This is a genomic window from Thermolongibacillus altinsuensis, assembly GCF_004341205.1.
GTDB classification, from domain to species: Bacteria; Bacillota; Bacilli; order Bacillales; family Anoxybacillaceae; genus Thermolongibacillus; species Thermolongibacillus altinsuensis.
On the sequence record NZ_SLUL01000011.1, the window covers coordinates 73,913 to 92,860 of the forward strand.

Below are 18,948 nucleotides of genomic sequence, written 5' to 3' on the forward strand. Positions count from 1 at the left end.
ACGTTGAAACTTTTTCCAATGTTCTCCGTATGTATAGTGTAGAAAGGAGAGGTGGAAGATGAATTCAAATAAACTATTATCGTCGCTATGCTACTTTAGTGTATTGTTTGCGCCGTTTCTTTTTCCGATTATCGTTTATTTCGTCACAAACGATGAAGTCGTCAAAGGACATGTAAAAAAGGCGCTTCTTTCTCACTTGATTCCGTTTGGAACCGTTTTAGTTCTTGGTGTTTTGGCGATCGGCTCAGCATTTTGGAATGCTGATACGGTTCCGGTTTGGTTTTTTGCTGGCATCGCGCTTAGCGGCATTGTGAATATCGTCGTTGTCATTTGGAACATTATAAAAGGAATTAAAGTGTTACAAGAAGAATAGAATGGAAGTGGAAAAGATGAAAAAATTAGTTCGGCCTTATCATGATCGGAAATTAGCAGGCGTGCTCGGCGGAATTGCTTCCTACTTTAATGTTGATTCAACCATCATTCGTCTCATTTTTATTGCGCTCCTTGTTTTTACCGGTATTATGCCGCTGGCGCTTATTTATCTCATTGCGGTTTTTGTCATGCCAAATGAGGGAATGAAGCCATGAGATGGTTGGCGCGTATTCTCATCAATGCGGTGCTGTTGCTGGCGCTTGCCGGCTATTTTGAATCGATTTATTTGTCCGGTATTGGCGCTGCCATTTTTGCGAGTATCTTGTTATCGATCTTAAATACATTTGTAAAACCGATTTTAGTTTTGTTGACGCTTCCTGTCACGATCTTAACGCTCGGCTTGTTTTTGTTTGTCATCAACGCGTTGACCCTCCTGATGACCGAGTGGCTCATGGGAAATTCATTTAATATTGACGGATTTGGTGCAGCCTTGTTGGCTTCCTTAGCCCTTTCACTTTTTCATATGATGATGGAAGCGATTCGTGACAAACGATGAAACGTTCCGCATAGGCGTGAACGTTTTTTCTTTTTTCACATGCGGTTGGAAAAGTGCTACAATGAAAAAAGTAAAGGAGGGTTTCTGCATGCCGAAAGTGCGCACAAAAGATTTGATTGAAAAGTTCAATTTAGAGTTAGTCAGCGGAGCGGAAGGCATTCATCGTCCGATTACGACGAGCGACTTGTCGCGCCCAGGCATTGAGATGGCAGGGTATTTTACTTATTATCCAGCCGAGCGCGTACAATTGCTCGGAAAGACCGAGCTTTCCTTTTTTGAACGGTTAACGCCTGTTGAAAAGCGATTGCGAATGGAAAAGCTTTGTACGGATGTTACGCCGGCCATTATCATTTCGCGCGGGTTAGAAGTGCCGCAAGAGTTAATTGAAGCGTCGGAGCGTAAGTCCGTCCCGGTCATGCGTTCACCGATGAAGACGACGCGCTTAGCGAGCCGTTTGACGAACTACTTAGAAAGTAAATTAGCGCCAACGACGGCTGTTCATGGGGTGCTTGTTGATGTATATGGTGTCGGGGTGTTAATTACAGGAAAAAGCGGCGTCGGAAAAAGCGAAACAGCGCTTGAACTTGTGAAACGCGGACATCGTCTCGTTGCGGATGATTGCGTCGAAATCCGTCAAGAAGACCAAGATTTACTGATCGGCAGCGCTCCAGAGTTAATCGAGCATCTATTAGAAATTCGCGGGTTAGGCATCATTAATGTCATGACATTGTTTGGAGCAGGAGCGGTTCGCCCGCATAAGCGTATTTCGCTCGTCATCGATCTTGAGTTGTGGGATCCAAACAAGCAGTATGATCGTCTCGGCTTAGAAGAGGAGAAGGTCAAAATTATTGATACGGAAGTTCCGAAATTGACGATTCCTGTTCGTCCGGGCCGAAACTTAGCCGTTATTATTGAAGTAGCGGCCATGAATTTCCGTCTCAAACGAATGGGTGTGAATGCAGCGGAAGAATTTTCAGCTCGTTTGGCAGATGCGATTGAAGATGCGGAACACGACTACGAATAAGGAGGTGATTCGATGACGTTGTTAAACATTCAACCGCTTGATCGCGTTTTTTTACAACTTGGACCGATCACCATTTATTGGTACGGTGTCATCATTGGCACAGGTGTCCTTCTCGGTCTATGGTTAGCGACGCGAGAATCGGAGCGGCTTGGCCTTTCGAAAGAAACGTTCGTTGATCTCGTTTTATATGCGGTGCCGATTGCGATTTTGTGTGCTCGCATCTATTATGTCCTTTTTCAATGGGATTACTATTCACAACATATCAGTGAAATTCCAAAAATTTGGCACGGCGGGTTGGCCATTCACGGCGGTTTAATCGGCGCGATTGTGACAACAGTGGTATTCGCTCGAAAACGCGGTCTTTCGTTTTGGAAGTTAGTCGATATTGCCGCGCCAAGCATCATCTTAGGGCAGGCGATCGGCCGATGGGGAAACTTTATGAATCAAGAGGCTCATGGCGGTCCGGTTACGCGTTCCTTTTTAGAAAGTTTGTATTTGCCTGATTGGATCATTAATCAAATGTACATAAATGGACAATATTATCATCCGACGTTTTTGTATGAATCGCTTTGGAACATTGTTGGTTTCATTTTATTGTTGTTATTACGGAAAGCGAATTTGCGCCGCGGAGAATTGTTTTTAAGCTATGTCATTTGGTATTCAATCGGGCGGTTTTTTATCGAAGGGTTGCGAACAGATAGCTTGATGTTAACGGAAACGCTCAGAATGGCGCAATTCATTTCTATTGTGCTCATTATTAGTGCCATTGCCATTTGGACGTTTCGAAGAGTGAGAGGATTGGCAAACGAGCGTTATAAAGATTAAACAAAGGGGAGAACAAAAGTGATTGGTACGCTGAAAAGGGGATGGGGCGTCGGTTTAAAAACGACGTGGACGCTCGGCAAAGTGATTTTTCCGATTACGGTCATTGTAACGTTGTTGCAATACTCACCGATTTTGCATTGGTTGATTGCCAAAGCGGCGCCGCTTATGAAGTGGATCGGCTTGCCGGGAGAAGCAGCGATCGTGTTAGTGCTTGGCAATTTCCTTAATTTGTATGCGGGCATCGGTGCGATGTTTACACTTGATTTAACGGTGAAAGAAGTGTTTATTCTAGCGGTGATGCTTTCGTTTTCCCATAACTTGCTTGTGGAGTCAACAGTCGCCGCGCGAGTCGGTGTAAGCGTCGCGATGACGGCGGCTGTTCGCGTTGGGTTGGCGTTGCTTTCTGCTTTTGTCATCCATCTTGTGTGGGATGGAGGGCAAGAATTGGCGCAATACGGATTTGTTCCGCAAGCAGCGGATGCGCCGGAGACTTGGGGAGAGATGATATTAGCGGGAGTGGAAAAGGCGGCATACGGGGTCCTTCAACTAGCGCTTATCATTATTCCGCTTATGATCGCCATTCAATTTTTAAAAGAGTTAAAATGGCTCGACACGTTTTCGCGTTGGATGGCCCCTTTCACCAAGCTGTTAGGCATGCGGGAAAATACATCGCTGACGATGGCAGCCGGTTTGTTGTTCGGGCTAGCGTATGGAGCGGGCGTCATGATTCAAGCGGTGAAAGAAGATGGAGTGGCAAAAAAAGATTTGACGCTTGCGTTTATTTTTCTGGTCGCTTGTCACGCTGTCGTTGAAGATACGCTTTTATTCGTCCCGCTCGGCATTCCTGTTTGGCCGCTTTTAGTGATTCGCCTTGTCACGGCGATCTTGTTAACAACCATCGTCAGCATCATTTGGAATCATTTCGAACATCGTGAAAGAAAGGAAGCGACGTATGAACATTAATACCGTGTTATTTGATTTAGACGGAACATTAATCAATACAAACGATTTAATTATTGAGTCGTTTTTGCATACGCTGAACAAATACTATCCAAACCAATATACGCGTGAAGATGTGCTCAATTTTATTGGTCCGCCTTTATATGATACGTTTGTCGCAATCGATCCAGAGCGAGTCGATGAAATGATTGAAACGTATCGGGCGTTTAACCATGCGCATCATGATGCGTTAGTGAAAGAATATGAAACGGTCTATGAAACGGTTAAAACATTGCGCGAAAAAGGATTTAAACTCGGAATCGTGACAACGAAAATTCGTCATACCGTTGAGATGGGGTTAAATTTAACAAAGCTTGCTCCGTTTTTTGATTGCGTGATTACGCTGGATGATGTCGAGCACGCGAAGCCGCATCCAGAACCGATTCAAAAAGCGCTCGCACAGTTAAAAGCGAATCCGGAAGAAACGCTCATGGTCGGCGATAATCATCACGACATTTTAGCTGGGAAAAATGCAGGAACGAAAACAGCAGGAGTTGCATGGACGATTAAAGGCCGGGAGCATTTAGCGAAGTATGAACCGGATTTTATGCTTGAGAAGATGAGCGATTTGCTAGAAATTTTAGGGGTGACGCGTGATTGAGACGGACGACGAAATATGCGGTGAGCGGCGCGAATTCACTTTGGCAATTATACAAAACCGTTTCGTTTTGGAAAGTGTTGAAAAATGTAATCGTCATTCAAATTGGACGCTATACCCCATTTTTTTCGATCAAAAATTGGCTGTATCGAACGTTTTTAAAGATGGAAATTGGCGAAAAAACAGCACTCGCCTTTATGGTCATGCCGGATATTTTGTTCCCTGAAAAAATTAAAATTGGCTCCAATACGATTATCGGTTATAATACAACGATTTTAGCGCACGAGTACTTAGTGGAGGAATATCGCCTCGGCGAAGTGATCATTGGAAATGATGTCATGATCGGAGCGAACACCACCATTTTACCGGGCGTCATCATTGGTGATGGTGCGGTCGTGTCCGCGGGTACGCTCGTTCACCGCGATGTTCCTGCCGGAGCGTTTGTCGGCGGCAATCCGATGCGCGTCATTTATACGAAAGAAGAACGAACGCGTCTTAGCGAAAGCTAGGGCGCGATTTTTTTATGGGAAAAGGAATTTTTGTTTATCTTCACGAACCATTTCCTAGTTGACGAAATAAAAAAGGCGGAGTAAACTACAAATAACAAACTTCACTTTGCTAATATGCTAATATATTAGCGAATTAAAGTGAATGGACGAAAGGAACGGAGGAAGATGGCGCGACTATTTATGTTTGAAAAACCGCTTGGCATGCGAGATACGTTGCCCAATGTCTATAAAGCGAAAAGAGTTCTTCGAGAAACCATGATGAATGAAATCGAGCGTTGGGGATATGAGTTCATTGAAACACCGACGCTAGAATATTACGAAACGGTCGGTGCAGCGTCAGCGATCTTAGATCAACAACTATTTAAGCTGTTAGATCGCGAAGGGCATACGCTCGTATTGCGCCCTGATATGACCGCTCCGATTGCGCGGCTGGCGGCGTCAAAATTGTATACGGAAGGATGTCCGCTTCGTTTAGCGTATGCAGCCAATGTTTTTCGCGCTCAACAACGCGAAGGAGGCCGACCTGCCGAATTCGAGCAAGTGGGGGTCGAATGCATTGGCGATGGGACGATGAACGCCGATGCGGAAGTGATTAGTTTAATGATTTCAGCGCTGAAAAAAGTCGGATTGTGTCAATTTACGGTTGCGATTGGACATATCGGCTATGTCAATGCGCTCTTTTTCGACATTCTTGGCAACGAAAAGCGGGTACAAACATTGCGTCGTTTCTTGTATGAGAAAAACTATGTCGGTTATCGCGAGCATGTCAAATCGCTGTCGCTTTCCTCGATTGACCAAGATCGTCTTTTGCAATTGTTAACATTGCGCGGCGGCGAAGAAGCGATTGATCGAGCGGAAGAATTGACGCAAACGGAAGCGGGATTCAAGGCGGTTTCTGAATTAAAGCAATTGTGGGCGAATTTGCAAAAGTATGGGGTGACGGAGGAAATCAAAATCGATTTGAGCCTCATCAGTCATATGAGTTATTACACGGGCGTGCTATTTGAAGTATATGCCGAAAAGGTTGGTTTTCTGTTAGGAAACGGCGGGCGTTATGATGAATTGCTCGAAAAGTTTCAACGCTCTTCTCCTGCGACAGGGTTTAGCGTGCGCCTCGATCGATTAATGGAGGCAATTGCAGAGAGAAAAAGAGAAGAAAAGCGCACGTGCATCATCTTTAGCCAAGAACGTTTTTCAGAAGCGTTTACGCTAGCGAAAGAAAAGAGAGAACAAGGAGAACACGTTGTGCTTCAGCACATTGCGGGCGTGCGAGATATGGATCGTTACACAGCGATGTTTGATGAAGTGAACTATTTATTAGGCAAAGCGGGAAAGGATGAACCATCATGTTGACGGTCGCCATGCCAAAAGGACGTATTTTCTCGGAAGCGATTGCGCTGTTAAAAAAGGCTGGATATGACCTTCCAGCTGATTTAGAAGATTCACGAAAACTGATGATTGATGTTCCGGATGAGCAACTGCGCTTTATTTTAGCCAAACCGATGGATGTTGCGACGTATGTTGAGCATGGTGTGGCGGATGTCGGAATTGCGGGCAAAGATGTCATGTTGGAAGAGGAGCGCGACGTGTATGAAATTTTAGATTTAAACATTAGCAAATGCTATTTAGCGGTTGCTGGCTTGCCGAATAGTCAAGTTCATGATGTTGCGCCGCGCGTGGCCACGAAATATCCAAACATTGCGTCGACTTATTTCCGTGAACAAGGCGAACAAGTGGAAATTATTAAGCTAAACGGCTCGGTTGAGCTTGCGCCGCTCATCGGCTTGGCGGAACGCATTGTCGATATCGTTTCAACAGGAAGAACGTTAAAGGAAAACGGGTTGGTTGAACTGGAGCGGATCGTTGAGGTAACGTCGCGCTTTATCGTCAATCCAGTAAGCTACCGCTTAAAAAACAAAGCGATTGATGAAATGGTCGAACGATTATCGCACGTCATTGAAAGGAAGGGAACAAGCGATGAAAATTGAGCGCGTGCAAGGAACGTTGTCGTTGCGAAGAACGATTGAAAGCGGAACAGAAGAGCAGCGGAAAGCGGTGAAAGAGATTATTGAACAAGTACGAAAAAACGGGGATGCTGCGCTTAGGAAGTATACGGAACAATTCGATGGCGTTCGCCTCGATTCGCTTTGCGTGTCGCAAGAAGAAATTGAAGAGGCTTATTGGATCGTTGATGAAAAAATGATTGAAATCATTCGCAAAGCCGCTCGAAATATTCGCGAATATCATGAACGTCAAGCACAAACGTCTTGGTTTATGACGCGCGACGATGGAACGATGCTCGGCCAGAAGGTGACTCCATTAGATGCGGTCGGCTTGTACGTACCAGGCGGGACGGCGGCTTATCCTTCTTCTGTTTTAATGAATGTCATTCCAGCGCAAGTGGCGGGGGTGAAGCGAATCGTCATCGTTTCGCCGCCAAATGAGCGCGGAACGCTGCCTGCCTCTGTCATTGTTGCCGCTTGTGAACTTGGGGTAGAGGAAATGTATAAGGTCGGCGGAGCGCAAGCCATCGCGGCGCTTGCTTACGGAACGGAAACGATTCAGCCTGTCGATAAAATTTTTGGCCCAGGAAACATTTATGTCGCTCTGGCGAAGCGGGAAGTATTTGGCCAAGTGGCAATCGATATGATTGCCGGTCCGAGCGAAATTGTCGTGTTGGCGGATGAAACGGCACGCCCAAACGAAATTGCCGCTGATTTGCTATCGCAAGCCGAACATGATGAACGAGCGTCGAGCGTGTTGGTGACTCCGTCGCTGAAATTGGCGCATGCGGTCGAAAAAGAGTTAAAACAGCAGCTGGCGACGTTGCCGCGCCGAGCCATTGCAGAGAAAGCGCTTGAGCAATATGGAGCGATTTATGTCACGGATACGCTCGATGAAGCGATTGAAGTCGTGAATGAATTGGCGCCTGAACATTTAGAAGTGATGACGGCCAATCCGCTGCAGCTGTTAGGAAAAATTCGTCATGCCGGTGCGATCTTTTTAGGAAGATACAGCTCGGAACCCGTGGGCGACTATTTTGCGGGAGCCAATCACGTTTTGCCGACAAACGGAACGGCTCGTTTTTCATCGGGGTTGACCGTCGATGAATTTGTGAAAAAATCGAGCGTCATTTTTTACAGTAAAGAGGCGCTGCAAAAAAATGGCGAATCTATTGCGGCCTTTGCTCGGTTAGAAGGGCTGGAGGCGCATGCGCGCGCCATTGAAGAACGGTTGAAAAAGTAAAAGAGGGGATGGACGATGCGAAGCGGAACCGTGAAGCGAACAACGAATGAGACAGATATTCAGTTAACATTTGCAATCGATGGGGAAGGAAAAACGAATTTAGAAACAGGCGTCCCGTTTTTAACGCATATGCTTGATTTATTCGCCAAGCATGGCCAATTTGATTTGTTCATTGACGCCAAAGGGGATATCGAGATTGATGATCATCATACGACGGAAGATATCGGCATTTGTTTAGGGCAGGCGCTACGGGAAGCGCTTGGCGATAAAAAAGGAATTAAACGTTATGGAAATGCGTTTGTACCGATGGATGATGCGCTGGCGCAAGTCGTCATTGATTTAAGCAACCGCCCGCATTTTGAGTTTCGCGGCGAGTTTCCGAGCGAGAAAGTTGGGACGTTTGATGTGGAACTGGTGCATGAATTTTTATGGAAATTGGCATTAGAGGCGCGGATGAACTTGCATGTGATCGTTCATTACGGACGAAATACGCACCATATGATTGAAGCGGTGTTTAAAGCATTAGGACGGGCATTGGACGAAGCGACGATGATTGATCCGCGCATAAAAGGCGTACCGTCAACGAAAGGGATGTTATAAATGATCGGCATTATCGATTATGGAATGGGGAATTTATACAGCGTCAGCAAAGCGTTAGAACGTTTAAACTATGAATATTTGATTTCCGATGACCCTAGACAATTGAAAAAAGCGAAAGGTCTCATTTTGCCGGGGGTTGGTTCCTTCAAAGATGCGATGCGCATTTTAAATGAAACCGGTCTGTCCGAATTTATTCGCACCGCTGCAACGGAAGGAACGCCTCTATTAGGGATTTGCCTTGGCATGCAGCTTTTATTTGAAGAAAGCGAAGAAAACGGGCTAACGCAAGGATTGCGATTATTGAACGGACGCGTTGTTCGTTTTCGAGGGGTGAGCGCAAACGGAGAAAAATATAAAGTGCCGCATATGGGCTGGAATCGCCTTTCCTTTCATCGCTCTTCTCCGCTCCTTGACAACGTCGAACAGGGACATGTTTATTTCGTTCATTCTTATTATGTGCAAACGAATGATCGGGATGTTGTTCTTGCAAGCAGTGAATACGATGTGGATGTTCCAGCTGTCGTTGGAAAAGGAAACGTGTTTGGCACGCAGTTTCATCCAGAAAAAAGCGGAGCGATCGGTATGCGCATTTTACAAAACTATGCGTCGATCGTCGAAGGAAGGGGGAATGAGTGATGGCGGCTTTTACGATTTATCCAGCGATTGACATGCGCGGCGGCAAGTGCGTTCGCCTGTTGCAAGGGGATTATCAGAAAGAAACGGTATATGGCGACTCCCCATTTGAGATGGCGCGTTTATTCGTTGAACAAGGGGCGGTATGGATTCATATGGTGGACCTTGATGGCGCAAAAGAAGGAAAGCGCATCAATGATCGCTTCGTGCTTGAAGTAGCGAAAAAGCTGAACGTGAATGTGCAAATTGGCGGCGGCATTCGCACGGAAGAGGATATTGTTTATTATTTGGAAAATGGAGTGGCTCGGGTCATTTTAGGAAGTGCGGCCATCGCTAATCCGCCGTTTGTAAAAGAGATGTTGAAAAAATATGGCGAGCACATTGCGATTGGCATTGATGCGAAAAACGGTTTTGTCGCTACGGAAGGATGGCTGAACACATCGCATGTAAAGGCGACAGAACTTGGGAAAGAACTAGCCGAAGCGGGAGCCCAAACGTTTATTTTTACGGATATTGCCACCGATGGGATGCTGTCGGGACCGAATGTACAAGCGGCTGTCGAAATGGCGCGTGTGACAGGAAAAAACGTCATTGCATCAGGCGGGGTGCGCTCGCTTGCTGATGTAAAAATATTGCAAGAGTTTGCGGAAGATGGAATTGTCGGTGCGATTGTCGGCAAAGCGCTCTATACGAACCAATTTACGCTTGCACAGGCGTTAGAGGCGGTGAACGTATGATTACAAAACGGATCATTCCTTGTTTAGATGTGAAAGACGGACGTGTGGTCAAAGGAGTGCAATTTGTTCAGCTGCGCGATGCAGGCGATCCAGTTGAATTGGCGAAATTTTATGACGAGGAAGGAGCGGATGAGCTTGTCTTTTTAGATATTTCCGCTTCCTATGAAGGACGAAAAACGATGATTGAAGTCGTCGAACAAGTAGCGGCACAGTTGGCGATTCCGTTTACGGTGGGCGGCGGAATCCGCTCTCTTGAAGAGATGAAGGCCATTTTGCGCGCGGGTGCCGATAAAGTTTCGCTCAATACAGCTGCGGTTTTACGTCCGGAGTTGATTACAGAAGGAGCGCAGTTTTTTGGTTCGCAATGTATCGTCGTTGCCATTGATGCGAAATATGACGAATCAATGCGGTCGTGGCGAGTCTATACGCACGGCGGACGGCGCCCAACGGAATGGGAAGTCGTTGCATGGGCGAAAGAAGCCGTTAAAAGAGGAGCAGGAGAAATTTTACTAACAAGCATGGACTGCGATGGCGGGAAAAATGGATTTGATCTTGCGTTAACGAAAACGGTGAGCGAAGCGGTTGATGTCCCTGTGATTGCATCAGGCGGAGCGGGGAGTGCCGAGCATTTCGCTGCCGTGTTTCAAGAAGGAAAAGCCGATGCCGCATTAGCCGCGTCCATTTTTCATTATAAAGAAACGTCCGTGAAAGAAGTGAAAAGCTATTTGCGCCAACAAGGAGTGAATGTGCGATGAAGTTGGAACGCATCCGTTTTAATGAACAGGGGCTTATTCCAGCGATTGTTCAAGATGCGCAAAGTAAAGAAGTATTAATGCTTGCCTATATGAATGAACAATCGTTAAAAAAATCGCTGGAAACGGGAGAAACATGGTTTTATAGCCGCTCTCGCCAACAGTTATGGCATAAAGGTGCAACGTCGGGAAACGTGCAAAAAATTGTCGAAATTCGCTACGATTGCGATCAAGATGCGCTCCTTGTGCTCGTTGAACCAAAAGGACCGGCTTGTCATACAGGCGAATATTCTTGTTTTCATCATTTATTAGAAGGAGAAAAGGTACACGCTCAACCGGATCGTTTTCAAATATTAAATGTGCTTGAAACGATCATTGCCAAACGAGAAGCAGAACGCCCTGAAGGTTCGTATACGACCTATTTATTTGAAAAAGGCATTGATAAAATATTAAAAAAAGTGGGCGAAGAGGCGGCTGAAGTGATCATCGCAGCGAAAAATCGGTCAGCTGAAGAGCTGCAGTGGGAAGTAGCGGATTTGCTTTATCATTTGCTTGTTCTTTTGCGAGAGCAAAACGTATCACTCGATGCGATTATGCGCGTTCTTTCCGAGCGCCACGCTCGTCCGTAAGCAAATGTTTTTCGCCCATCCATATTGTGCCGAAGGGAAAATATGATATACTTTCTTTCGGTGAATGAAATCAAAATGGAGGGCTCAATGGAGAAACATATTAAACAAGAAATGGGGAAAATTATCCCGTTTATTCAAGATGGAACGTATTACTTTACAAAAGGATTATCATTTTATCGCCGGCGCGATTTGCATAAAGCGAAAAAATATTTGCAGCGTGCTGTTCATTTAGAGCCGAAGCAAGCGATTTTTTTATGCCAATTGGCGATTGTTTTAGGGGAATTAGGAGAGTATCAAGCATCGAATGAGCTGCTTTTAAACATTGTAGAAAATATTGATGAAGATATGAATGAATGCTTTTATTTTATTGCGAACAATTACGCTCATTTAGGGTTATTTCGCGAAGCCATGAAATATGCGGAGCTATATATGGAACGGGAGCCAGACGGAGAGTTTGTTGAGCATACAGAGGATCTTTTGGAAATATTAACGATTGAGCAAGAGGACGAAGACGAACAATGGTTTGATTCCGATGATATATTAATGAAGCAAGAACAAGCGCGATTGTTGCTTGAAAAAGGGGAATTTACAGAAGCGATCGCTTTACTAAACGAAATGGTTGAACGCTATCCAGAGCATTGGTCTGCCTATAACAATCTGGCGCTTGCCCATTTTTATAAAGGGGAAGTGAAAAAGGCCAAAGCGTTAATTCACTATATTTTGCAGCACAATCCAGGCAATTTGCATGCGCTTTGTAATCAAGTTGTCTTTTCCTACTATTTGCATGAGGAGCAGCAATTAGTTCAGCTTCTTCAAACGTTGCAAAAAGTGCATCCGATGTCATTCGAGCATCGCTACAAATTAGGAGTGACATTTGCGCTTGTCGGCCGCTATGATTTGGCGTTTAAGTGGCTTCGTCAATTATACAAAGCCGGCTTTGATGGAGACGCTCCATTTTACTATTGGTTTGCTTACGCCGCTTATCATATGGGGTATCGATCGTTAGCGGAAACAATGTGGAAGAAATTAGTTTCTATTCATCCGGATAAAAAAGGGAGCGAGCCTTGGCTTTATCGAGAACGAACGATTCAACATATTCAATCTTTACTAAGCGGCAATAATACAGCTCAAATTTTTTATGGCTTATATTTAATGAGTAAATCGTTGCAAAAATCTGAATGGCCAATCGAAGGACAAAAATGGTCTCATTCTCTTTTGCGCCAGTTTGTTGATTATTTGATGGGAAGCGATTTGAATACATTGCCGCGCTATATTTCGGATGGGTATGCCATCGTCGATTTGCTCGCGCAAAAAAATGATTTTCAACATGAGGATTTATACGTCACATGGTTTTTCCTTTATCAAAAAGCGTTGACAGAACAATGTCCATTGACGAATCATTCCGCTTGGGCTGCTGCGGTTGAGTACGTTTGGCGGAAAGAAAAGGGCGAACGTGCAACGCAGCAACAAATGGCAGAAAAATACGCTGTTTCGCCAGCAACGTTACGAAAATATGGACGTATTGTGAAAAAAATATGGCAATGAGCAAGTTAATGGACGCTCTTTCCACTGTTGTATTACGATAGAAGTGGGGAAACGATAAAAAAGAATGCAACCGAATTAAGAAGGGGTGGAAAAGCGTGTCAGAGGAAAAAATTTATGATGTCATTATTATCGGGGCGGGGCCTGCCGGAATGACGGCTGCTGTTTATACGTCACGAGCAAATTTATCTACGCTTATGATTGAACGCGGCGTTCCGGGCGGGCAAATGGCCAATACGGAGGACGTGGAAAACTATCCGGGATATGAGCATATTCTCGGGCCAGAACTTGCAACAAGAATGTTTGAACATGCGAAAAAGTTTGGTGCCGAATATGCTTATGGCGATGTAAAGGAATTGATTGATGGAGAAGAATATAAGACGGTTGTGACGAGCAATAAAGAATATAAAGCTCGCGCTGTCATCATTGCAACAGGGGCAGAGTACAAAAAGCTTGGTGTGCCTGGAGAGAAAGAATTAGGGGGACGCGGTGTTTCTTACTGCGCGGTTTGTGATGGTGCTTTCTTCAAAGGGAAAAATTTAGTGGTCGTCGGCGGCGGAGATTCTGCGGTAGAAGAAGGCGTATATTTAACTCGTTTTGCGAATAAAGTAACGATCGTTCATCGCCGCGATGAATTGCGCGCACAAAAAATCTTACAGCAACGCGCATTCGCAAATGAAAAAATTGATTTTATTTGGAGTCATACGGTGAAACAAATCAATGAGAAAGACGGTCGCGTCGGCAGCGTCACGCTTGTTAGCACGAAAACAGGCGAAGAGCGTGAATTCCCGTGCGACGGTGTATTTATTTATATTGGCATGGTGCCCCTATCTAAACCGTTTGCTTCGTTAGGAATTACGAATGAAAATGGTTATATTGAAACAAATGAATTAATGGAAACGAAAATTCCGGGGATTTTTGCTGCAGGCGATGTACGCGAAAAGTCTCTCCGCCAAATCGTGACAGCGACAGGAGATGGAAGCATTGCCGCACAAAGCGCGCAACATTATGTAGAAGAGTTAAAGGAAAAGCTTAATATTAAGTAATGAAAACGTAATACAGCTTTAATTCAACTGTAACATCATTGAAATAGTGATGAATTATGATAAAAGTAAGTAATTGACCCCCTTTTAATATATACATGTTTTTGGCACGGGCGCATCTCCCGTGCTTCTTTTTTGTGTTTTTTGTAAAATGAAAACGTTTCAAAAATTATTCTTTGTGGCGTTTTGTAAGAAATAGTATAATGAAAAAAACCGGATTTTGAGGTGAATACGTTGCAACGAGTGACGAACTGTGTGTTAGTAAAAGACGGAAAAGTACTTCTTCTCAAAAAACCTCGTCGCGGTTGGTGGGTAGCGCCAGGAGGAAAGATGGAACCGGGTGAGTCGGTACGCGAAGCGTGCATTCGTGAATATCGTGAAGAAACAGGAATTTATTTAAAAAACCCACAATTAAAAGGCGTATTTACGTTTGTCATGAAAAATGGGGCAGAAGTGGTTTCGGAATGGATGATGTTTACGTTTTTTGCGGAACAATTTGACGGCGAAAACGTATTACAATGTGAGGAAGGCGAGTTAGCGTGGCATTCGATCAATGACATTCATCGACTGCCAATGGCGCCAGGTGATTATCATATATTAGATTACGTCATTAAAGGAACAGGTGTCATTTATGGAACATTCACGTATACAGAGGATTTTGAGTTGTTGTCTTATCGACTAGATCCCAGCTAATAAGGGAAGGGAGTGGGAATGATGAGCACTGGTTCGACAGACATTCAAATGGTCATTATTACGGGGATGTCAGGAGCAGGAAAAACGGTAGCGATGCAAAGCTTTGAAGATTTAGGCTATTTTTGTGTCGATAATTTGCCGCCCACGCTTTTGCCGAAGTTTCTTGAATTAATAAAAGAATCAGGAAATAAGATGAATAAAGTAGCGCTTGTGATGGATTTGCGCAGCCGTGACTTTTTCGACAGCTTGTTTACAGCGCTGGATGAATTGGCAGAAACATCTTGGGTGACGCCGCAAATTTTGTTTTTAGATGCAAAAGATGCGACGCTTGTCACCCGTTATAAAGAAACGAGACGTTCACATCCGCTAGCCCCGAATGGGTTGCCGCTTGAAGGAATTAAATTAGAGCGAGAACTGCTTGAAGAATTAAAAGGACGGGCACAAATTATTTTTGATACATCGGATTTGAAACCGCGTGAATTGCGCGAAAAAATTATTCAACAATTTGCAACGCATGCCAACGAGACGTTTACGGTCAATGTCGTATCATTTGGCTTTAAATATGGGATTCCGATTGATGCCGATCTCGTTTTTGACGTTCGCTTTTTGCCGAATCCGCACTATATTGAACATATGCGTCCAAAGACGGGATTGGATGAAGAAGTTTCCTCTTATGTGTTAAAGTGGAATGAAACGCAAAAGTTTCTCGAAAAATTAATCGATTTGTTATCGTTTATGCTTCCGCATTATAAACGCGAAGGAAAAAGCCAGCTTGTCATTGCGATCGGCTGTACAGGTGGACAGCATCGCTCCGTTACATTAGCTGAGTATATTGGACGTTATTTTGCGAAAGAGTATAAAACACATGTTTCGCATCGAGACATCGATAGAAGAAAGGAAAAACATCAATGAAAAAGAAAATTGTGGTGATTGGTGGAGGAACGGGGCTGCCCGTTTTGTTGCGCGGGTTGAAAGAATATGATGTTGATTTAACAGCCATCGTCACCGTTGCTGACGATGGCGGGAGCTCAGGACGCCTGCGCGATGAGTTAGACATTCCGCCGCCAGGAGATATTCGCAACGTGCTAGCGGCCCTTTCGGATGTAGAGCCGCTGATCGTTGAGCTGTTTCAACATCGCTTTCAAAATGGAAATGGGTTATCCGGCCATTCGCTTGGAAATTTAATTTTAGCGGCGATGACATCGATTACAGGTGATTTCGTTCACGCCATTCGCGAAATGGGCAAAGTATTGAATGTGCGTGGAAAGGTGTTGCCAGCGGCGAATCAAAGCGTCGTGTTGCACGCCGAAATGGAAGATGGAACGATTGTTTCAGGTGAATCCAAAATTCCGTATTCGGGAAAAAGGATTAAGCGCGTGTTTCTTACACCGGATCACATCGAACCGCTAGAGGAAACGATTGATGAACTTCGCTCTGCCGATTTAATTGTGATTGGTCCGGGCAGTTTATACACGAGCATTTTGCCAAATTTGTTAGTTCCAAAAATTGGCGAAGAGGTATGTAAATCAAAAGCGAAAAAAATATATGTATGCAATGTCATGACGCAAGCGGGGGAAACATTAAATTATACGGCAAGCGATCACGTGAAGGCGTTGTATGATCATCTTCAATGCGCCTTTTTAGATACGATTATTGTGAATAATGAGCCTATTCTGCCGTCGACAAAGGAACGGTATGCAAAAGAACTAGCAGCTCCAGTTGTTTGTGATACGGAGCGCTTAAAAGAGTTAGGTCTTCATGTCATTTGTGATTCGCTTGTCAGCGACCAAGGCGGAACCCTTCGCCATGATACGAAAAAAATTGCCGCATTGCTTATTTCGCTTTTAACACCTCCTTCGCTATACTGATGACGGAAGATTGGAGGTGGAACGGGTTGTCTTTTGCATCCGAAACAAAAAAAGAGTTAACAAACATTGAAGTGAAACCATGCTGCCTAAAGGCGGAACTATCTGCGCTGATTCGAATGAATGGATCGCTTTCGTTTTCCAATCGACGCCTTTTGCTCGATATCCAAACAGAAAACGCAGCGATCGCAAGGCGAATTTATACATTAATTAAAAAGGGATACGAGGTCACAGTTGAATTGCTCGTCCGCAAAAAAATGCGGTTAAAGAAGAATAACGTGTATGTTGTTCGCGTCGTTGAAGGGACGCGTGAGCTGTTAGAAGATTTAAAGATCATCGGAGAAGGTTTTTCGTTTATTCGTGTAATCTCGGCTGATTTAGTAAAAAAGAAATGCTGCAAACGTTCTTATTTGCGCGGTGCTTTTCTTGCAGGCGGTTCAGTCAATAATCCAGAGACATCCTCGTACCATTTAGAAATTTTTTCGCTCTATCGCGAACATAACGAATCACTATGTGAATTAATGAACACGGCTTTTTATTTGAATGCGAGAACGCTCGAGCGAAAAAAAGGCTTTATTACGTACTTAAAAGAAGCTGAAAAAATTGCGGAGTTTTTAAATATTATCGGAGCGCATCAAGCGTTGCTTCGTTTTGAAGATGTGCGCATTGTACGCGATATGCGCAATTCCGTTAATCGTCTCGTCAATTGCGAAACAGCCAACTTAAATAAAACGATTGGCGCAGCTCTTCGCCAAGTGGAAAACATTCGTTATATTGACGAAACGATCGGATTGGATTCATTGCCTGAAAAATTGCGCGAAATTGCGAAACTGCGCATCGCTTATCAAGATGTGACATTAAAAGAATTAGGTGAAATGGTTTCAGGGAAAATTAGCAAATCTGGCATTAACCATCGCTTGCGTAAAATCGATGAAATTGCCGAACGACTCCGAGCAGGTCAGCCGATCGATTTTCATAAATCTTTATAGAGAAGACAGATAAGGAGGAATGCATGATGGTCGAAAAGCAAGTAGAAGTGTTGTTAAAAACAGGGTTACAAGCGCGCCCAGCTGCATTATTTGTGCAGGAGGCAAACCGTTTCAGTTCAGATATTTACATTGAGAAAAACGGGAAAAAAGTGAATGCGAAAAGCATTATGGGGCTGATGAGCTTAGCGATTAGTTCTGGTTCGGTCATCACGATCATTGCCGATGGTCCAGATGAACAAGAAGCGCTTGATACATTAGTGAAATATGTTCAACAAGAAGATAAGAGTCATTGAAGTTAAAAAGGACGGTCTCCGCAGAGATCGTCCTTTTGCATGAATTTTTATCATTTCTCGTCAACGCGAGTTAAAATGCGGTCGATAATGCCATATTCTTTCGCGCGTTCCGCTGTCATAAAGTTATCGCGGTCTGTATCGCGCTCGATTACTTCGATTGGTTGACCTGTGTTTTCAGCAAGGATGCGATTTAATTTATCGCGCAAGAAGAGAATACGTTTTGCAGCGATTTCGATTTCAGTTGCTTGACCTTGCACGCCGCCAAGAGGTTGATGAATCATAATTTCGCTGTTTGGCAATGCAAAACGTTTTCCTTTTGCTCCTGCAGCAAGCAAGAATGCTCCCATTGATGCAGCCATTCCGATACAAATGGTTGATACATCTGGTTTAATAAATTGCATTGTGTCATAAATCGCCATTCCTGCAGTAATGGAACCACCTGGGCTGTTAATGTAGAGCGAGATGTCCTTTTCTGGATCTTCTGCTGCTAAAAATAAAAGCTGGGAAACGATCGAGTTTGCAACATGATCATCGATCGGGCTACCAAGAATGATGATGCGGTCTTTTAATAAACGTGAATAAATGTCATATGCGCGTTCACCACGACTCGTTTGTTCAATAACTGTAGGGATTAAATTCATGCCATTTCCTCCTTTTTTAAAATAACTGTATGTACTTTTATGATACAAAAATGGTCAATAAAGGTCAAATAAAAGACCTTCCTTTATGTTTATTCGTGACTCCACTGCTTCATCCCTTCTTTCATCGTTTCCCCTTTCCTAAATTTTAAACGCCATTTTGCTTGCAATTTTTCTTTTCCTCTTCTATAATGATAGGTGCATTCATTCTATATGCCCTCGTAGTGTAGTGGATAGCACGAGAGATTCCGGTTCTCTTAGCGTGGGTTCGAATCCTGCCGAGGGCGTTAAAAAAGACCTGCTTGCAACATGGACATATCCCTGTCAAGTAGACAGTGTTTAAAAAGACCCTCTCATCAGCTTCATCAATCATAGTTGATTGGGCTTTGTCAGTGTCAAGGAAAT

Annotated in this window: 24 protein-coding genes and 1 tRNA gene; 24 read left to right on the forward strand and 1 reads right to left on the reverse strand. The window is 44.2% G+C overall.

The annotated features are described in order from the left end of the window. The first annotated feature begins 58 nt into the window (after positions 1-58). The 23 genes from EDD69_RS10770 to EDD69_RS10880 all read left to right on the forward strand — a co-directional run bounded on the left by EDD69_RS10770 (position 59) and on the right by EDD69_RS10880 (position 17,905). Positions 59-373: a magnetosome magnetite crystal formation protein family gene (locus EDD69_RS10770; protein WP_132948962.1), complete on the forward strand. Its 315-nt coding sequence runs from the start codon at positions 59-61 to the stop codon at positions 371-373. Positions 374-389: 16 nt separating this feature from the next. Continuing rightward, entirely contained in the window at positions 390-587 is a 198-nt protein-coding gene (locus tag EDD69_RS10775; protein ID WP_132948963.1) for a PspC domain-containing protein, read from the forward strand. Continuing rightward, a complete protein-coding gene (locus EDD69_RS10780; RefSeq protein WP_132948964.1) occupies positions 584-928 on the forward strand; it encodes a phage holin family protein in 345 nt (114 codons plus the stop codon). The genes EDD69_RS10775 and EDD69_RS10780 overlap by 4 nt, the downstream gene beginning before the upstream one ends. An 88-nt stretch (positions 929-1,016) precedes the next feature. Continuing rightward, positions 1,017-1,952 carry an HPr(Ser) kinase/phosphatase gene (gene hprK, locus EDD69_RS10785; protein ID WP_132948965.1) on the forward strand — a complete coding sequence of 312 codons (936 nt, stop codon included), beginning with the start codon at positions 1,017-1,019 and terminating at the stop codon, positions 1,950-1,952. 12 nt (positions 1,953-1,964) lie between these two features. Next, the gene (gene lgt / locus EDD69_RS10790; protein ID WP_132948966.1) at positions 1,965-2,777 is read left to right on the forward strand and encodes a prolipoprotein diacylglyceryl transferase; all 813 of its coding nucleotides are present in this window, start codon (positions 1,965-1,967) and stop codon (positions 2,775-2,777) included. Positions 2,778-2,795: 18 nt separating this feature from the next. Continuing rightward, on the forward strand, positions 2,796-3,740 hold the full coding sequence (locus tag EDD69_RS10795) for a nucleoside recognition domain-containing protein (RefSeq protein ID WP_132948967.1): 945 nt from the start codon (positions 2,796-2,798) through the stop codon (positions 3,738-3,740). Then, the gene (gene ppaX / locus EDD69_RS10800) at positions 3,730-4,377 is read left to right on the forward strand and encodes a pyrophosphatase PpaX (RefSeq protein WP_132948968.1); all 648 of its coding nucleotides are present in this window, start codon (positions 3,730-3,732) and stop codon (positions 4,375-4,377) included. Before EDD69_RS10795 ends, ppaX begins: the two co-directional genes overlap by 11 nt. After that, positions 4,374-4,883 carry an acyltransferase gene (locus EDD69_RS10805; RefSeq protein WP_132948969.1) on the forward strand — a complete coding sequence of 170 codons (510 nt, stop codon included), beginning with the start codon at positions 4,374-4,376 and terminating at the stop codon, positions 4,881-4,883. The genes ppaX and EDD69_RS10805 overlap by 4 nt, the downstream gene beginning before the upstream one ends. A 165-nt stretch (positions 4,884-5,048) precedes the next feature. Beyond that, a complete protein-coding gene (locus EDD69_RS10810; RefSeq protein WP_132948970.1) occupies positions 5,049-6,236 on the forward strand; it encodes an ATP phosphoribosyltransferase regulatory subunit in 1,188 nt (395 codons plus the stop codon). After that, entirely contained in the window at positions 6,230-6,871 is a 642-nt protein-coding gene (hisG, locus tag EDD69_RS10815) for an ATP phosphoribosyltransferase (protein WP_132948971.1), read from the forward strand. The genes EDD69_RS10810 and hisG overlap by 7 nt, the downstream gene beginning before the upstream one ends. Continuing rightward, positions 6,861-8,129, forward strand: coding sequence for a histidinol dehydrogenase (hisD, locus tag EDD69_RS10820; protein WP_132948972.1), 1,269 nt, complete (start codon positions 6,861-6,863; stop codon positions 8,127-8,129). The genes hisG and hisD overlap by 11 nt, the downstream gene beginning before the upstream one ends. Positions 8,130-8,144: 15 nt before the next feature. Continuing rightward, complete coding sequence (gene hisB, locus EDD69_RS10825) at positions 8,145-8,729, forward strand: imidazoleglycerol-phosphate dehydratase HisB (RefSeq protein ID WP_132948973.1); 585 nt, start codon at positions 8,145-8,147, stop codon at positions 8,727-8,729. Beyond that, positions 8,730-9,365, forward strand: coding sequence for an imidazole glycerol phosphate synthase subunit HisH (hisH, locus tag EDD69_RS10830; RefSeq protein ID WP_132948974.1), 636 nt, complete (start codon positions 8,730-8,732; stop codon positions 9,363-9,365). After that, positions 9,365-10,099 carry a 1-(5-phosphoribosyl)-5-[(5-phosphoribosylamino)methylideneamino]imidazole-4-carboxamide isomerase gene (gene hisA / locus EDD69_RS10835; RefSeq protein WP_132948975.1) on the forward strand — a complete coding sequence of 245 codons (735 nt, stop codon included), beginning with the start codon at positions 9,365-9,367 and terminating at the stop codon, positions 10,097-10,099. The genes hisH and hisA overlap by 1 nt, the downstream gene beginning before the upstream one ends. Beyond that, positions 10,096-10,854 carry an imidazole glycerol phosphate synthase subunit HisF gene (gene hisF / locus EDD69_RS10840; protein ID WP_132948976.1) on the forward strand — a complete coding sequence of 253 codons (759 nt, stop codon included), beginning with the start codon at positions 10,096-10,098 and terminating at the stop codon, positions 10,852-10,854. The genes hisA and hisF overlap by 4 nt, the downstream gene beginning before the upstream one ends. Further along, the gene (gene hisIE, locus EDD69_RS10845) at positions 10,851-11,480 is read left to right on the forward strand and encodes a bifunctional phosphoribosyl-AMP cyclohydrolase/phosphoribosyl-ATP diphosphatase HisIE (RefSeq protein ID WP_132948977.1); all 630 of its coding nucleotides are present in this window, start codon (positions 10,851-10,853) and stop codon (positions 11,478-11,480) included. Before hisF ends, hisIE begins: the two co-directional genes overlap by 4 nt. An 87-nt stretch (positions 11,481-11,567) precedes the next feature. Next, on the forward strand, positions 11,568-13,025 hold the full coding sequence (locus tag EDD69_RS10850; RefSeq protein WP_132948978.1) for a tetratricopeptide repeat protein: 1,458 nt from the start codon (positions 11,568-11,570) through the stop codon (positions 13,023-13,025). Between the two features lie 95 nt (positions 13,026-13,120). Beyond that, positions 13,121-14,068 (forward strand): thioredoxin-disulfide reductase, encoded by a 948-nt coding sequence (gene trxB, locus EDD69_RS10855; RefSeq protein WP_132948979.1) that lies wholly within the window; start codon positions 13,121-13,123, stop codon positions 14,066-14,068. 231 nt (positions 14,069-14,299) lie between these two features. Beyond that, the gene (locus EDD69_RS10860) at positions 14,300-14,758 is read left to right on the forward strand and encodes an NUDIX hydrolase (protein WP_132948980.1); all 459 of its coding nucleotides are present in this window, start codon (positions 14,300-14,302) and stop codon (positions 14,756-14,758) included. Between the two features lie 21 nt (positions 14,759-14,779). After that, positions 14,780-15,670 (forward strand): RNase adapter RapZ, encoded by an 891-nt coding sequence (gene rapZ, locus EDD69_RS10865; protein ID WP_132948981.1) that lies wholly within the window; start codon positions 14,780-14,782, stop codon positions 15,668-15,670. Beyond that, entirely contained in the window at positions 15,667-16,626 is a 960-nt protein-coding gene (locus tag EDD69_RS10870; protein WP_132948982.1) for a gluconeogenesis factor YvcK family protein, read from the forward strand. Before rapZ ends, EDD69_RS10870 begins: the two co-directional genes overlap by 4 nt. Positions 16,627-16,652: 26 nt before the next feature. Then, entirely contained in the window at positions 16,653-17,612 is a 960-nt protein-coding gene (gene whiA / locus EDD69_RS10875) for a DNA-binding protein WhiA (protein WP_132948983.1), read from the forward strand. Positions 17,613-17,638: 26 nt separating this feature from the next. Continuing rightward, positions 17,639-17,905 carry an HPr family phosphocarrier protein gene (locus EDD69_RS10880; protein ID WP_132948984.1) on the forward strand — a complete coding sequence of 89 codons (267 nt, stop codon included), beginning with the start codon at positions 17,639-17,641 and terminating at the stop codon, positions 17,903-17,905. Positions 17,906-17,955: 50 nt separating this feature from the next. Here EDD69_RS10880 and clpP read toward each other — a convergent pair whose 3' ends face one another. Then, on the reverse strand, positions 17,956-18,546 hold the full coding sequence (gene clpP / locus EDD69_RS10885) for an ATP-dependent Clp endopeptidase proteolytic subunit ClpP (protein ID WP_132948985.1): 591 nt from the start codon (positions 18,544-18,546) through the stop codon (positions 17,956-17,958). Positions 18,547-18,758: 212 nt separating this feature from the next. On the opposite strand from clpP, the gene EDD69_RS10890 reads away from it, so the two are divergent. After that, a tRNA-Arg gene (locus EDD69_RS10890) sits at positions 18,759-18,830 on the forward strand. Positions 18,831-18,948 lie beyond the last annotated feature (118 nt).